A 14,477-nucleotide genomic window follows, 5' to 3' on the forward strand; every position below is an offset into this window, starting at 1 on the left:
GCCTGTGTACCGGGCCCGGATCACGCCATCTGGCACATCATGCCCATGCCGCCGCACATCATCATCATGGGCATTCCGTTGCCCATCATGGTCATCATGCGCTTGCAGCATTCCATGAACATGTCCTTGGACATGTCATCCATCGGCATCATCTCGCAGACCATGCCGTCGGCGGTCATCTTGCAGGTCATCCTGACCATCATCATCGGCATCATCATGCCACCCATCGGCATCATATTGCCCATCATAGGCATCATGCCGTTCATGGGCATGCCGCCCATCATCGGGTTCATCATCGGCATACCACTCATCGGCATCATGCCGTTCATCATCATGGGATTCATCTGCATCGCGGTGTTCATTTCGAGCTCCATCATCCGGCGGGACATCTGCCAGCGAGATGTCTATGCGGGTGCTCTAGGCCGGGCTTTTCGCCGCTGCAACGAAGCGTTGCGGGGCGCTGTCGCTTTCCTCCGCTGACGCTGACGGCTCGTTCAAGACATTGGAAAATCGCGATGAAAATCGGACGATTGTTGCGTCATGCCTCGCTGATTGAGTATCCGTTACCGTCTCCTCGCGAATGCTGGATAGAACTTTTCCGGGATTGGTGCTTTCCTTGGAAAGACAGATGAGTGGCGGCCGAGTGCCGCCACGCGATGATCGGCCGGCCACGATCACGCGATGGCAGCAAGGTAGCGGTCCACGGAAACGCGCATCGCTTCCCTGGCGTCGCCGATCACATTGCTTCCCCACCAGGCGCCGTAGATGTCGTCATAGTCGAAGGGCTCGAGTGCCGTGGCGATGCGCCTGACGGTGCGTGCGTTGAGCGGGATCTGGTTCGGATAACTGTGCATGAAGGAGAGATGCCGGCGCGTCGGTACCACCTGCAGGATGTCGCCGGAGAGGATGGCGCTGCCACCATCGCGCTGCCAGTGCAGCACCTGCCCGCCGGCGAAATGACCACCACAGCGGACAAGCGTCAGCGATGGATTGAGGGTCAGTGTTTCGCCTTCCCAGAACACAACGGACGGATGCGGTCGCATCACCCATTGGCGGTCGTCGGCGTGGATATGGATCGGTATGCCGCCGAAGGCTTCGCTCCATTCGACCATCGCCGAATAGTAGTGGCAGTGCGAGATGGCGATCGCCTGCAGGCCACCGCGGCGCTTGATCTCGGCTACGACTTCATCGCTGACCAGGCTGATGCAGTCCCACAGAACGTTGCCGTCGGGTGTTTCGGCCAGCAAGGCGCGCTGGCCGATGGCAAAGCGCGGTTCGATACCGAAGGCGAGCACGCCGACTTCATCCTTCATCGCTACTTTGTGGGTTCTGGCGACATCGTCAAAGGTCGTCCAGGCCTGACCCTCCCAGCGCACATACTGGCGCTCGTCCTCGCAGATCGGACAGTGCTCCGGCGGCAATTCGGTTTCAGCGAATTGCACGCCGCACTGCAGGCACATGAAATGCGTCATTTGTCTCCTCCGGCTCCTCGCTCCCCAGAAAGGACATAGGTCAGCCGGAGGTGATCCGAAAGATGATGTTTGGTCAGGCCGGCTCGAAGGTCAACGCCACGCCGTTGATGCAATAGCGCAGGCCGGTCGGCGGCGGGCCGTCCTCGAAGACATGGCCGAGATGGCTGCCGCAGGTGGCGCAATGCACCTCGGTGCGCACCATGCCGTAGCTGCGGTCGACCGTAGTCTCGACCGAGCCGTCGACCGGGTCGTTGAAGCTTGGCCAGCCGGTGCCGCTTTCGAATTTCAGCTTGGATTCGAACAGCGGACTGTCGCATCCGACACATTTGAAGGTGCCGGCGCGCTTTTCATAGAGAAGTGCGCAACTGCCCGGCCGTTCCGTGCCGTGGTGCCGCATCACCTGGTATTGCTCCGGCGTCAGCAGTGCGCGCCATTCGGCGTCGGTGCGGGTGACGGGGTAGATCTGGGTGTCCATGAATGTCTCCTTGCCTTTGCGGCTTGTTGTTCGTTGCAGAGGATGTTCGCTCAAACATAGGCATTCGTTACACGCCTGCCCAGCCACTCCCGCCGGCGATGTTGGTCAGGTCGCGCCGTTCGCTTCTTCCTGTTCATGCCTCAGCGTGGCGATGAAACGCCTGGTGCGCTGATGCTGGGGATTGCCGAACACCGTTTCGACGGGTCCCTTCTCGACAACGACGCCAGCCTCCAGGAAAACCACCTCACGCGCCACCTTCGAGGCAAGCCTCAGGTCATGTGTCGCCATGACCATGGTGGTGCCTTCAGCGGCAAGCTGGCCAAGCACGTCGACCACTTCCTGGGCAAGCTCGGGGTCGAGCGCCGAGGTCGGTTCATCGCACAGAAGCACGCGTGGCGACGGCGCCAGTGCGCGCGCAATGGCGACACGCTGCTGCTGGCCGCCGGACAGGGTCGCCGGCCAGGCATCCGCCTTGTGTGCCATGCCGACCTTCTCGAGCAGCGAAAGTGCGCGCTCGCGTGCCTTGTCCTCGGGCCATTTCAGCACCGTTACCAGGCCTTCCATGACGTTCTCGATTGCGGTGCGGTGCGGAAACAGCTGGAAGTTCTGGAACACCATGCCGGTCTGGCGTCGCAGTCTCAGCACATCGCCGGACGAGACCTTGCCGCCCGGGTGGAAAGTCAGAGCCACCTCGCCGATTCGCACGGTGCCGATGGTCGGGATCTCCAGCAGATTGATACAGCGCAGCAATGTCGACTTGCCGCCGCCCGAAGGGCCGACAAGCGCGGTGACGCTGCCTTCCTTCATGGCGACATTGATGTCCTTCAGGACGACGTTGTCGCCGAAACGCTTTTCCAGGTTGGAGAGTTCGATCACGAGCGCGCCTCCAGGAAACCACCATAGCGGCCGAGCCGGGCCTCAAGCCGTACCTGCAAGGCCGACAGGATCGAGCTCATCGCCAGGTAGATCAGCGCCGCTTCGACATAAAGGATCAAGGGCTCGTAGGTCACGGCGACGATACGCTGCGCCGACTGGAACAGTTCCGGCAAGGTGATCGCGGCTGCCAGCGAGGTGTCTTTGACCAGCGAGATGAAGGTGTTGGAGAGCGGCGGCACCGCGACACGGCCAGCCTGCGGCAGGATGGTGCGGCGCATCGTCTGGCTCCAGGTCATGCCGATGGAATAGGCCGCTTCCCACTGGCCTTTGGGCACCGAGCCGATGACGGCACGGATGATCTCGGACGAATAGGCACCGATGTTGAGGGTGAAGCCGATCAGCGCCGCTGGGAAGGCATCAAGCACGATGCCGATGCTGGGCAAGCCGTAGAAGATCAGAAACAGCTGAACCAACAGCGGCGTGCCGCGAATGATCCACACATAGAAGCGAACGATCGCTGCCAGCGGCCACGGCCCGAACAGACGCAGCAATGCAGCGCCAAGCCCCACCGCGAGCCCAAAGGCAAAGGAAAGAAGGGTGAGCGGAATGGTGAAAATCAATCCGGCCCATAACAGGGGGCCGAGCGAATCCAGCATCAATTGCAGCCAAGGTGGCACGAACTGTTCTCCCTCCGGGCCTGTTGCAGAATTTCATCATAGATAGTCGCAGAAAACACAAAAGCGGCGCGCCGCCAACGGCACGCCGCCTTGTTTGAGTGAGCCGGGTAAAATTCCCGGCCCGTAAACGGACCTTATTTGGAAACGTCCTCGCCGAAATAGGTCTCGGAGATCTTCTTGTAGGTGCCGTCGGCCTTGATCTCGGCCAGCGCTTTGTTGATCGCGGCAACGAGTTCCGGATCGCCCTTGCGCACGATGACGCCGGAGTAGTCGGCGTTGGCTTCCTGCGCCACGATCTTCACCTTGGCGTCAGGCTTGTGCTTCTTGAAATCGAAGAAGGAGAGGCTGTCGTTGATGGTGCCGTCGACGCGGCCATTGAGCACCAGCTGGATCGACTGGTCGAACCCGTCGGTGCCGACCAGTTCCGCGCCATTCTTTTCAGCGATCTTGCCGAAGTTGGAGGTCAGCGACTGAGCCGACTTCTTGCCCTTGAGGTCGGCAAAATCCTTGATCTCGGTGTTGTCGTCGCGGACGATCAACACGGCCTTGGAGGCGATGTAAGGATCCGAGAAGTCGTATTTCGCCTTGCGCGCCTCGGTGATGCCGACCTGATTGATGACAGCATCATAACGCTTGGCATCGATACCGGCGATCAGGCCGTCCCACTTGCCCTCGAGGAACTCGGCCTTGACGCCGAGCCGCTTGGCGATCTCGCGGCCGATCTCGACATCGAAGCCGACCAGCGCACCGGACGTGTCGTGATAGGTGAAGGGAGCATAGGTGCCTTCGGTGCCGATCTTGAAGACGCCTGCCTGCTTGATCTGATCGAAGTCAGCCCCGGCATGACCAGCGGTGACGGCCAGGACCTGGAGGGTTCCGGCCAGGAGCAGTGATTTCAGCCATTTCATCTTTTTGTGATCCCGTGATGTCGGCGGACGTCAATTGTCCGCCTCTGAAGAGGTGCTGGAATGTGACAGAAGCTTGTCTTGCGAATAAGGAATGAAATTTCGAAATGATTGTATTTTAGGAATTTCATTCTCTTTTTGGCTTGCGGCCAACAAGCGGATGAATCGCGCCGCTCTGCTTCCATGAGGTTCTGTGAGGGCGGCCGGGGAACCATTGCCCGCATGGCACGTTTGGGGGAGGCCTTGGGATGCAGACCTCCGGGTCGGTCCGATCGGGCTCAATGGCAGACGGGAAAGTCACGATGCTTCAGGACAGTGCAGGGCGTATCATGGTCCGTGCGGCGATGGCCGCTCCCTACCTGGAACGTGATCAGGAACATGATCTGGCAATCCGCTGGAAGGATGGTCATGATCAGCATGCGCTGAACCAGATCGTCGTTGCGCATATGCGGCTGGTCATCGCGATGGCCGCGAAGTTCCGTTATTTCGGCCTGCCGGTCTCCGATCTGATCCAGGAAGGGCATATCGGTCTTCTCGAAGCCGCTTCCCGTTTCGATCCGGAACGTGAGGTCCGCTTCTCGACCTATGCAAGCTGGTGGGTGCGGGCCTCCATGCAGGACTATATCCTGCGCAACTGGTCGATCGTGCGTGGTGGCACCAGCTCCGCGCAGAAGGCATTGTTCTTCAATCTGAGACGCCTGCGCGCCCGTCTCGGTACCGGAACCGAGGCCCTGTCCAATCAGGCTCTCTATCGCGAAGTTTCCACCGCACTTGGTGTTTCGGAAACCGATGTCGCCATCATGGATGCACGACTGTCGGCGCCGGACAGCTCGCTCAATGCGCCGCTGACCGACGATGGCACCGGGGCGGAACGTGTGGATTTCCTGGTTTCGGATGGGCCGCTGCCTGACGAGATCGTTGGCGACACCATAGACGTCGAGCGCCGCTCTGGTTGGCTGAAGCAGGCGCTGGCGGCTTTGAACGAGCGCGAATTGCGGATCATCGAGCAGCGCCGGCTCGGCGACGAGAGCGCTACCCTGGAGGAGCTCGGCGAGACGCTGGGTATCTCCAAGGAGCGCGTCCGGCAGATCGAGGTACGGGCGTTGGAGAAGCTGAAGCTGGCGCTGGTGAAGCAGAATCCAGAATTCCTCGCAGCCTGATCTCTACCAACCTCACATCACGCGCGCGATCGCCATGGTTATGACGGTAATCGCGAGCAGTGCGGCCGCCAGGCGCTCGCCGCGCACCGCCTGGGCGAGGGTGTTGGCGGCGTTGCCCGATGCGCCAATGCGGCGTGCCCGCCCAACCAGCACGCTCTGAACGCCGGCGGCAACAAGTGCCGCCGTTGCACCCACGGCCAGCACCTGCTCCTGCGTGCCGAAATAGCCGCCGTGAAAGAGGTACCAAAGGACGGCGCCCGACAGGACAGCCATCGTTGCTGCACCCATCTGCGGTGCGAACAACGTCGCAGCCAACCGGCCATCGCCCATGCGTGCGAGCACGAAGGTCGATCCAGCCCAGAACACGCCCGACATGACATGCAGCGCCAATGCGATCATGAAAATGTACTGCAAGGTGAGACCTCCATCAAAAATCACGCAACAGGCGCGCAATTGTTAGATATCTAACTGTTAGATGTCAATCTATTAGACGACGACGCTTTCTGTGCTAGGGTCCGGCCATGTTCGAACTCTCCGCCAAGCCGATCGGTCTCGACCTTGCCCACACCGCCAAAGTCGTCCGCCGCGCGCTGGACGACGCGATGATTGCCAACGGTGGATCGCTGCCGGTGTGGTCCGTGCTGATTTCGGTCAAGTCGCGGCAATTCGGACACCAGCGCCAACTCGCGGAATCGGTCGGTATCCAGGGAGCGACGCTGACACATCACCTCAATGCCATGGAGGCGGACGGTCTGCTGACCCGGCGCCGCGATCCTGCCAATCGGCGCAAGCATCTGGTCGAATTGACGCCAAGCGGCGAGGCTCTGTTCCTGCGATTGCGCGAAACGGCAATCGCCTTCGATCGGCAATTGCGGACCGGCATCAGCCAGGACGAGCTCGATCACGCCCGGTCCGTTTTCACGCGCTTGCGCGCGAATGTCGGTGGAGAAGGCGTGCAAACGAAAGACGAGGCTGAGGCCGAGCTATAGGCGCGGATATCCGCGTCCGAAACCGACGCCGTGATGTTATCTGTCGGTAACGATCTTGACCTTGTCGCCGGTCGAAACCGTCGCGCCCGGGCCCATCGCGTTGAGCACGCGGAACAGATCGAGCTTGCGGTCGACACCGACCATCTGCGCCGACAGGGTGCCGATCGTCTCGCCCGGGCGCACGGTGACGACGCGAATGCGCAGCGGCTTCAAGGCGGCCTTCTCGGCAGGGCTCAGGACGCGGAATGTGCTGCTCACCGAACGTGCGACAGGCTCGAGGGATGTTCCAGCCGCAGGAGCGGCCGTCAGCAGTCGATAGACCTGGCCGTTGGCGCGGATGACGACGATATCGAACTGCCAGCCATCGGCACGTGCTTTGGCCACGGCAGCTTCATTGCCGTTGATCGTTTCCTGACGGACGCTGGCTTCTTCCAGGCCGGCTACCCAGCCGCTGCGGATGTAGTCAGGCAGCGTGACGTCTTTGTCGATCGTCACGCCGTCGAAACGCACTGCCATGTCGCCGGGACCGGTGGCAGTGACGGCCGCTGCTGAATTGTCGATGACGAAGCCGTCCGGCACGGCGAACGACACGCCGAGCTTGGGATGCAGGAAGGTATTTCCGCGCACATAGCCTTCCTCGGGCGTATCGCCGTAGAGAAGACCGTCTATGCCGGCAAGATAGGAATCACGGTCACGGGTTCCGAAGCCCGGCTGGCCGAACATCCGTGCGTGGCGCTGCGCCAGGTCGATACGCTGCGGCGTGTTCGGATGGGTGGCGAGGAAGTCGAGGCTGGCGTCGGTCGCACCGCTGACCGAGCGGAAGCCGGCATAGGAGGCCATCGACTGCAGGAAGCGGCCTGCCGCATAGGGGTCGTAGCCGGCTTCACCGACCGACTTGATGCCGATGGCATCTGCCTCCAGTTCCTGGTTGCGCGAGAACTGGGCAAGCCTCAGCTTGCCACGGATGAGGGCCGCCTTGGCATTGGGATTGTCGCCGAGCACATCGGAGACGACCTTGGTGGCGAGGCCTTCCTCGGCTTCCAGCTGCTGGCGCTGCAGTCCGTGGTTGGCGGTGACGTGGCCCATCTCATGCGCAATCACGGCGGCGATTTCGGATGAGTCGTTGGCGAGCGCCAGCAAGCCGCGGGTGATGTAGAGGTATCCACCCGGCAGCGCGAAGGCGTTGACGTTGGGTGAATTCAGGATGGTGATGCGATAGGTCTGCGTCGGATTTGCCGACACCACGGTGAGCCGGCCGACGATCTTGGCGACCATACGCTCGAGCTTCGGATCGGAATATTCGCCGCCATAGGTGGCGAGGATGCGCGGGTGCTGCGCCTTGGCAAGATCGGCAAGGCGACTGTTGGCCTGCGCATTGTCGACCGTGACGGGTCTGTTCGAAGGCTGGAAGCCGGATTCCTCAACGGCATTCGGCATCACCGACTGGCAGGAAGCAAGCGCAAAAACCACCCCAGCCAGCGCGAGCATGCGCGCCGGGGTCTTCTTGCAGCTCATGTCCAGGCCGGTCGACAGGTCGGCTTCCTTTTTCGTCTCGACGGGGCAATCTACGATTGTGCCAGACAATCTGCGGTGGACCTAGCCACACGCGAGGCAGATTGGCAAGCAAGGACGATGATGCCCCCAAACCCGTTTGACCGCAAATTATGTCGGCTTCCGGGCAAGACAAATGCCTGAGTCGCATAATCCGTTCCAGATTTCCCTGGTGCAGGACCAGTTAAAATATGGCGGTGGCCACTCTTTTCCGCAGCCCGGCTAACCTTCGTCGATTGCGCCGGCGTATCGCCGGAAGGCTGCCGGACCATTCGTGGAAAAGAAATCGCCCGCTCCGCCACTTGCGGCAACTGTACCGTTCTCCAGGAAAACGACATGAGCAGCGATGCGGCGTGCGTCTTGTGGCTGGTGGGTGACGAAGAGCGTGGTCATTTTTCGCTCGGCCTGGACCGCCGCCACGAGATCCAGCATATCCTCCCGCAGGGCAGGTCCAAGCGATGCAAAGGGTTCATCCAGCAGCAGGACAGGTCGATCGCGGACCAGGGCACGCGCCAGCGCAACGCGTTGACGCTCGCCGCCGGAAAGCTCGCGCGGCAGGCGTTTGTCCTTGCCGGCCAGGCCCGTGCGCGCGAGCGCGTCGGCGATGCTGGCGCGATGCGTGGCAGTGAGGGCGAGCGAAGGTGAGATACCGAGGCCAACATTGCGGAACACATCGAGATGGGCGAACAGGTTGTTCTCCTGAAAGACCATCGAAACCGGCCGCTCGGATGGTGAAGCGCCGCTGAAATCCCTGCCGCCGATCAGAACGCGCCCGGAGCGAGGTGTTTCGAACCCGGCTACCAGGTTGAGCAATGTCGATTTGCCCGAGCCGCTCGGCCCCATCACGGCGGTGATTCTGCCAGCAGGAAATTCAACGTCGAAAGCGAGGCCGACCTCGCCATAGCTGAAGGTCGTCCTGTCCAGATGCAGCGATACACCCTGCCGAACCGGCATATCGGCGGTCATGGGGAACGTTCCTTTCCGAGCCGGTCGGCAAACAGGATCAGCGCGAAACAAACCAGACCCAGCAGCAAAGCCAGTCCCGCGGCGTCGGCGGTACGATAGCTGCCCATGCGGGCGAGCAGAAGATAGGGCAGCGTCTGCAGGGAATCCGAACCGAACAGCGCGATCACGCCGAGATCGCCGAGCGACAAAGCCATGGCAAAGGCAAAGGCAGTGGCAAGCGGTCGTTGCAGCACGGGCCAATCGATCAGCCTCAAGCGGGCCCAGCCCGTGATGCCAAGCTGTGCGCAAAGCCGCTCATGCCGTTCGCTGGCCGCATCATAGGCTGGGCGAATGGCACGCAGGGCGAAGGGCATTGCCATGATGGCGTTCACCGCAACGACCATCACCGGAGCAATCGCGAAAGCGTTGCCGACATGACGCAGCAGCAGGAACCAGCCGGCGCCGATGACGATCGGTGGCACGACCAGCACGAAGCCGGCCCCGGTATCGGTGGCATATTCCAGCAGCGACCGACCACCGGTTCTGCCGCGCCGAGCGGCCAAGCCATGTCGCGCCATAGCCAGGGACAGGGAAAGGGCTGTCGCAAGCAGCGCCGACAGGAATGCGAGCGTCGCGCTCGTGGCGGTGGCCCGACGCACGGCCTGTTCGCCGATGAGGCGGACAAGGTCTGATTGCAGCCCGGCGGCTATGGTCGCCATCATCGGGCCTGCGACGAACGACAAGGCAAGCATGATGAGCAAGGTGTTCAGAGCCGTCTCGCTGCGACCGATCGAAAGGTAGCGGCGCGGGGCCACGGAAAGACCGGTCTCGGCGGTCGTGTTGGCGCCGAGGCGAGAGAGCAGGGCGACAACGGCGAAAGTCAGCAGGACCTGCAGCAGCGTCAGCGCCACCGCGCGCGCTGGATCGAAATCGAAGCGCAACGCCTGATAGATGGCGACTTCCAGCGTGGTTGCGCGCGGCCCGCCGCCAAGGATCAGCACAATGGTGAACGAGGTGATACACAACATGAAAACCAGACCGGCGACACCGGGAAGCGCCTGTCTCAGCGCCGGCCATTCGATGAAGCGGAAGGCAGGGCGCGCGCCCATGCCGAGTTGGCTGGCCAGCCGCCATTGATCCGCCGGAACGGTCTGCAACGCTTCGAGGAATAGGCGCACGCAGAGTGGCAGATTGAAGAAGACATGGGCGACAAGGATGCCGGAGAGGCCGTAGATGCCTGGCCAATCCTCGCCTGTGACCCTCGTCAGGAAAGGCGCGAAATAGCCGGCGCGGCCATAAAGGGCGAGAACCCCGAGCGCGGCGACGATGGCGGGCAGCGCCAGAGGCACAGCGAACAGTTGCAGAATGAAGTTGCGGCCGAAAAAGCCAGGGTGACGCGCCAGTGCCCGCGCCACGAACAGTGCCGGTACGACCGACAGACAGGTCGACAGCACGGCCTGCCACAAGGTGAAGCGGACGATGCGAAAGAGATAGGAATCGAAAGCGGCTGCCGCCCCTGAAAAATCGCCGGCACTTTCGATGGCAAGGCCAAGGAAAGCGCCGCCGATCAGGATGGCGACAAAGACAAGCGCAGCCACTCCCGCACCGACACGTCTGTCGCGCAATGCAGTGGAGTGCGCAGCCTGAGACAATGGATTCGCCCGTCGTTCCTACTTGCTCATCACGTTGAGCCACTCATCCACCCAGGCTTTACGGTTTTTCGCAATCTCCTCGGGGCTGAAAGCCAGGGTCTTGGTCGGCTTCACCAGTTTGTCGAACGCCGGATCGAGCGGCTTGTCCATCTTGCCGGCCGGGAACATCCAGTTGGTTTCCGGGACGACATCCTGGAATTTCGGGCTGGTCATGAAGGCCATGAACTTCCCGGACAGCGGATTCTTGGCGCCGGTGGTGGTGATGCCAGAGACCTCGACCTGAAGGTAGTGGCCCTCGGAGAAGGACGCTGCCTGGTAGCGATCGGTCTTTTCAGCGATCATATGGTAGGCGGGCGAGGTGGTGTAGGACAGCACCATCGGCGCTTCACCCTTGGTGAACAGGCCGTAGGCCTCACTCCAGCCCGGCGTCACGGTGAGCACGCGGTCCTTCAATTTCGCCCAGGCTTCCGGCGCCTTGTCGCCGTACACCGAGCGCACCCACAACAGCAATCCAAGGCCGGGCGTGGAGGTGCGTGGATCCTGGATGGCGATCTTCTGGGTGGGATCGCCTTCGACAAGATCCTTGAGGCTGGCCGGCGGTGTCTTCAGCTTCTCCGTGTCGTAGACGACGGCAAAATAGCCGTAGTCATAAGGAATGAAGGTGTCGTCGTTCCAGCCGCCCGGCACGTCGAGTGCCGCCGTCGTGCCATGCGGGACGAACAGACCGCTTGCCTTGGCATCCGCGGTCAGGTTGGTGTCGAGCCCAAGCACGATATCGGCCTTCGTGGCAGCGCCCTCCAGCTTGACCCGGTTGAGCAGGGCGACGCCGTCCGCAACCGAGACGAAATCGACCTCGCAGTCGCAGTCCGCCTCGAACGCCTTCTTGACCTGCGGGCCTGGACCCCACTCGGCGGTGAAGCTCTCATAGGTGTAGATGGTCAGTTTTTCTTTCGCCGTTGCCGGCAAGGTGGCGGCAGCCAAAGCGAGAGCGGAAATCAGGGCAGACAGAGTTTTGCGCATCGGCGCCTCCTTCACTTCGTGACAAGGGAACCGGCGCTTTGGCTAAGCGTCTAATCCCTCCGCCGGTACAAACCGGATCAGGTTCAGCGGGTTGGCTTTTCGCCTCTCAGCCAGGTCGCGAAGCCGCGATCGGGCACCCCGTTAGAGCGGCTCGAGACATAGAGCGGGCTACGATGGCGCGCAAGCGTTAGTTTGCCGGGACAGATCGGGGCCGGGTGCAGGTTCTCGCGCGCACTTCCGTTTCGGCATGGGGGCTGGTAAGGGCGACGCCCATGAGCACTTTCACCCTTCTGCTTGGCGGCGAGGTCATCCAGACGCCGCGGCTCGAAGCCCAGGTCGCCGGTACCCGCGTGATCGCGGCCGACTCCGGTATCCGGCATGCGGACTTGCTGGGGCTTACGCCTGAGCTGTGGGTCGGAGATTTCGATTCCGCGCCGGCCGATCTGCCGCCGCATCTGGCACAGGTTCCGCAGGAGCGGTTCCCGGCCGAGAAGGATTCCACCGACGGCGAACTCGCTGTTTCGATTGCACTCGACCTGGGCGCCAGGAAACTGAACCTTGTCGGCGCCTTCGGTGGTGCCAGGGCCGATCATGCCTTCCTGCATCTGGCATTGGCGCTCAGCCTGGCCGAACAGGGAACCGACGTGCTCCTGACCAGCGGTGCGCAGGAGGGTATTCCGCTTCTGCCCGGCAAGACAGCGACCTTCGACTATGCCGAAGGAACGCTGTTTTCCGTGCTCGGCTTCTCGAAACTCACCGGGCTTACGATCAAGGGCGCCAAATGGCCGCTGAATGCGGTGGAAATGCCTTTCGGTTCGTCGCTCACCATTTCCAATGCCGTGCAAGGCAAGCTCGAAATCGCACTCGGCAGCGGCCGTGCGCTCCTGCTTGCCCATCCTTACCCACTTCCCGAAAGCTGACATGGCGCCACCCCTTCTCAATCTGACTGGTATCAAGCTGACCTTCGGCGGCACGCCCCTGCTGGATGGTGCCGAACTCGTGGCAGCTCCCGGGGACAAGATCGCGCTGGTCGGCCGCAATGGTTCCGGCAAGTCGACATTGCTCAAGATCGCTGCCGGCATGATCGAGCCGCAGGATGGCGAGGTGTTCCGCCAGCCGACGGCAACCGTGCGGTACCTGCCGCAGGTTCCCGACATGGACGGTTTTGCCAGCGTGCGCGCCTATGTCGAAGCAGGACTGGGACCGGCCGACGATCCATATCGCGCGACCTACCTGATGGAACATCTGGGGCTCACCGGCGAGGAGCGTCCTGCCGATCTTTCCGGCGGCGAAGCGCGCCGGGCCGCATTGGCCCGCGTCATGGCGCCGGAACCCGACATCCTGCTGCTCGACGAGCCGACCAACCATCTCGACCTCGCCGTCATCGAATGGCTGGAAGAGGAACTGGCGCGCACTTCCTCAGCCTTGATCGTCATTTCCCACGACCGTCGTTTCCTGCAGCGCATCTCGCGTGCCACGGTCTGGCTCGACCGCGGCCAGACGCGCAGGCTGGACAAGGGCTTCGGCCATTTCGAGGAATGGCGCGACCAGGTTCTGGAAGAGGAAGAGCGCGACCAGCACAAGCTTGGCCGGCAGATCGTGCGCGAGGAACATTGGCTTCGCTACGGTGTGACGGCGCGGCGCAAGCGCAACATGCGCCGGCTGGGCGAATTGCAGTCGATGCGCCAGCGCTTCCGCAGCCATCGCGGCGCGGAAGGCACCGCGACGCTGGTGGCCAGCGACGCAGCGGAATCGGGCAAGCTGGTAATCGAGGCCAAGAACATCGAGAAGAGCTTCGGCGATCTCACCGTGGTGAAGGATTTTTCGACCCGTATCCAGCGCGGCGATCGTGTCGGTCTGGTCGGTGCCAACGGCGCCGGCAAGACGACCTTGCTGAAGATGCTGACCGGGGAGATGAAGCCTGATGCCGGCACGGTGCGCCTGGGGGTGAACCTCGAGATCGCCGCGCTCGACCAGAAGCGCGAGGCCGCCGATCCGGCCGAGACGTTGTCGCATTACCTTACGGATGGGCGTGGCGAAAACCTCGTCATCAATGGCGAGCAGCGCCATGTCGTTTCCTATATGAAGGACTTCCTGTTCAAGCCGGAGCAGGCACGCACCCCGGTGCGCGAACTTTCCGGTGGCGAACGGGCACGGCTGCTGCTGGCTCGTGTCCTGGCGCGGCCGGCCAATCTCCTCGTGCTGGACGAACCAACCAACGATCTCGACATGGAAACGCTGGAACTGCTGCAGGAACTGGTGGCGGGTTTTGCCGGCACGGTCATCCTGGTCAGCCACGATCGCGATTTTCTCGATCGCACCGTCACCAGCGTGATCGCGCCTGACGGCGGCGGCCGTTGGGTGGAGTATGCCGGCGGCTATTCCGACATGCTGGCGCAGCGCGGCGGCACCAAGCTCGAGGATCGCAAGGCACGCAACGGCCAGTCCGGGGAGACGAAGGCAGAGAAGCAACGTGCGGAGGCACCGAAAGAAGCAGCCAGGAAGCTCTCCTTCAAGCAGAAATTCGCCTTGGAGACTCTACCGAAGAAGATCGAGGCGGTGACGGCATCGATCGCCAGGCTGGAAAACAACATCGCCGATCCAGCCTTCTACGAGCGCGATGCGGTTGGCTTCCAGAAGACGATCGCAGCGCTCGACAAGGAACGGGCGACACTTGCCGCACTCGAGGAAGAGTGGCTGGAACTGGAAATGCTGCGCGAAGAACTGGAAGGCTGAAACGCTGCTCCGGTCGCTG

15 protein-coding genes and 1 riboswitch are annotated in these 14,477 nt (G+C 62.1%); of the genes, 4 read left to right on the forward strand and 11 right to left on the reverse strand.

Features of this window, described 5'->3' with window-relative positions:
- Positions 1-20: 20 nt before the first annotated feature.
- From C1M53_RS31695 to C1M53_RS13330, 6 genes are all read right to left on the reverse strand, one after another.
- Positions 21-362: a hypothetical protein gene (locus C1M53_RS31695; RefSeq protein WP_207213106.1), complete on the reverse strand. Its 342-nt coding sequence runs from the start codon at positions 360-362 to the stop codon at positions 21-23.
- Positions 363-674: 312 nt separating this feature from the next.
- On the reverse strand, positions 675-1,472 hold the full coding sequence (locus C1M53_RS13310; RefSeq protein ID WP_129412675.1) for an MBL fold metallo-hydrolase: 798 nt from the start codon (positions 1,470-1,472) through the stop codon (positions 675-677).
- 73 nt (positions 1,473-1,545) lie between these two features.
- Entirely contained in the window at positions 1,546-1,947 is a 402-nt protein-coding gene (gene msrB, locus C1M53_RS13315) for a peptide-methionine (R)-S-oxide reductase MsrB (RefSeq protein ID WP_129412676.1), read from the reverse strand.
- Between the two features lie 105 nt (positions 1,948-2,052).
- On the reverse strand, positions 2,053-2,823 hold the full coding sequence (locus C1M53_RS13320; protein WP_129412677.1) for an amino acid ABC transporter ATP-binding protein: 771 nt from the start codon (positions 2,821-2,823) through the stop codon (positions 2,053-2,055).
- Positions 2,820-3,500: an ABC transporter permease subunit gene (locus tag C1M53_RS13325; protein ID WP_129412678.1), complete on the reverse strand. Its 681-nt coding sequence runs from the start codon at positions 3,498-3,500 to the stop codon at positions 2,820-2,822. Before C1M53_RS13325 ends, C1M53_RS13320 begins: the two co-directional genes overlap by 4 nt.
- A 134-nt stretch (positions 3,501-3,634) precedes the next feature.
- Complete coding sequence (locus tag C1M53_RS13330) at positions 3,635-4,408, reverse strand: amino acid ABC transporter substrate-binding protein (RefSeq protein WP_129412679.1); 774 nt, start codon at positions 4,406-4,408, stop codon at positions 3,635-3,637.
- Between the two features lie 299 nt (positions 4,409-4,707).
- Between C1M53_RS13330 and C1M53_RS13335 the strand changes: the two genes are divergently transcribed.
- Complete coding sequence (locus C1M53_RS13335) at positions 4,708-5,565, forward strand: RNA polymerase factor sigma-32 (RefSeq protein ID WP_129412680.1); 858 nt, start codon at positions 4,708-4,710, stop codon at positions 5,563-5,565.
- A gap of 12 nt (positions 5,566-5,577) precedes the next feature.
- Here the strand turns inward: C1M53_RS13335 and C1M53_RS13340 are convergent, their stop codons facing one another.
- Positions 5,578-5,979: a hypothetical protein gene (locus C1M53_RS13340; RefSeq protein WP_129412681.1), complete on the reverse strand. Its 402-nt coding sequence runs from the start codon at positions 5,977-5,979 to the stop codon at positions 5,578-5,580.
- A 107-nt stretch (positions 5,980-6,086) separates the two neighbouring features.
- On the opposite strand from C1M53_RS13340, the gene C1M53_RS13345 reads away from it, so the two are divergent.
- Positions 6,087-6,554 carry a MarR family transcriptional regulator gene (locus C1M53_RS13345; RefSeq protein WP_129412682.1) on the forward strand — a complete coding sequence of 156 codons (468 nt, stop codon included), beginning with the start codon at positions 6,087-6,089 and terminating at the stop codon, positions 6,552-6,554.
- Between the two features lie 36 nt (positions 6,555-6,590).
- Here the strand turns inward: C1M53_RS13345 and C1M53_RS13350 are convergent, their stop codons facing one another.
- The 4 genes from C1M53_RS13350 to thiB form a co-directional block, all read right to left on the reverse strand.
- Entirely contained in the window at positions 6,591-8,069 is a 1,479-nt protein-coding gene (locus C1M53_RS13350) for a M48 family metalloprotease (protein WP_129412683.1), read from the reverse strand.
- 258 nt (positions 8,070-8,327) lie between these two features.
- A complete protein-coding gene (gene thiQ / locus C1M53_RS13355; RefSeq protein WP_129412684.1) occupies positions 8,328-9,071 on the reverse strand; it encodes a thiamine ABC transporter ATP-binding protein in 744 nt (247 codons plus the stop codon).
- Positions 9,068-10,702 (reverse strand): thiamine/thiamine pyrophosphate ABC transporter permease, encoded by a 1,635-nt coding sequence (thiP, locus tag C1M53_RS13360; RefSeq protein WP_129412685.1) that lies wholly within the window; start codon positions 10,700-10,702, stop codon positions 9,068-9,070. Before thiP ends, thiQ begins: the two co-directional genes overlap by 4 nt.
- A gap of 18 nt (positions 10,703-10,720) precedes the next feature.
- Positions 10,721-11,722: a thiamine ABC transporter substrate binding subunit gene (thiB, locus tag C1M53_RS13365; protein WP_129412686.1), complete on the reverse strand. Its 1,002-nt coding sequence runs from the start codon at positions 11,720-11,722 to the stop codon at positions 10,721-10,723.
- Between the two features lie 37 nt (positions 11,723-11,759).
- Positions 11,760-11,873, reverse strand: a riboswitch (TPP riboswitch).
- Positions 11,874-11,994: 121 nt separating this feature from the next.
- Here thiB and C1M53_RS13370 point away from each other — a divergent pair.
- Positions 11,995-12,642 (forward strand): thiamine diphosphokinase, encoded by a 648-nt coding sequence (locus tag C1M53_RS13370; RefSeq protein WP_129412687.1) that lies wholly within the window; start codon positions 11,995-11,997, stop codon positions 12,640-12,642.
- A 1-nt stretch (position 12,643) separates the two neighbouring features.
- Positions 12,644-14,458: an ABC-F family ATP-binding cassette domain-containing protein gene (locus tag C1M53_RS13375; RefSeq protein WP_129412688.1), complete on the forward strand. Its 1,815-nt coding sequence runs from the start codon at positions 12,644-12,646 to the stop codon at positions 14,456-14,458.
- Positions 14,459-14,477 lie beyond the last annotated feature (19 nt).

It is taken from the genome of Mesorhizobium sp. Pch-S (genome assembly GCF_004136315.1).
GTDB lineage: Bacteria > Pseudomonadota > Alphaproteobacteria > Rhizobiales > Rhizobiaceae > Mesorhizobium.

What these genes read in the sequence shown, in the direction of transcription:
- C1M53_RS13345 (WP_129412682.1), top strand. Translation starts at nt 6,087, where the DNA reads ATGTTCGAACTCTCCGCCAAGCCGATCGGTCTCGACCTTGCCCACACC.
- C1M53_RS13335 (WP_129412680.1), top strand. Translation starts at nt 4,708, where the DNA reads ATGCTTCAGGACAGTGCAGGGCGTATCATGGTCCGTGCGGCGATGGCC.
- thiB (WP_129412686.1), bottom strand. Translation starts at nt 11,722, where the DNA reads ATGCGCAAAACTCTGTCTGCCCTGATTTCCGCTCTCGCTTTGGCTGCC.
- C1M53_RS13370 (WP_129412687.1), top strand. Translation starts at nt 11,995, where the DNA reads ATGAGCACTTTCACCCTTCTGCTTGGCGGCGAGGTCATCCAGACGCCG.
- C1M53_RS13330 (WP_129412679.1), bottom strand. Translation starts at nt 4,408, where the DNA reads ATGAAATGGCTGAAATCACTGCTCCTGGCCGGAACCCTCCAGGTCCTG.
- C1M53_RS13375 (WP_129412688.1), top strand. Translation starts at nt 12,644, where the DNA reads ATGGCGCCACCCCTTCTCAATCTGACTGGTATCAAGCTGACCTTCGGC.
- C1M53_RS13350 (WP_129412683.1), bottom strand. Translation starts at nt 8,069, where the DNA reads ATGAGCTGCAAGAAGACCCCGGCGCGCATGCTCGCGCTGGCTGGGGTG.
- thiQ (WP_129412684.1), bottom strand. Translation starts at nt 9,071, where the DNA reads ATGACCGCCGATATGCCGGTTCGGCAGGGTGTATCGCTGCATCTGGAC.
- msrB (WP_129412676.1), bottom strand. Translation starts at nt 1,947, where the DNA reads ATGGACACCCAGATCTACCCCGTCACCCGCACCGACGCCGAATGGCGC.
- C1M53_RS13310 (WP_129412675.1), bottom strand. Translation starts at nt 1,472, where the DNA reads ATGACGCATTTCATGTGCCTGCAGTGCGGCGTGCAATTCGCTGAAACC.
- C1M53_RS31695 (WP_207213106.1), bottom strand. Translation starts at nt 362, where the DNA reads ATGAACACCGCGATGCAGATGAATCCCATGATGATGAACGGCATGATG.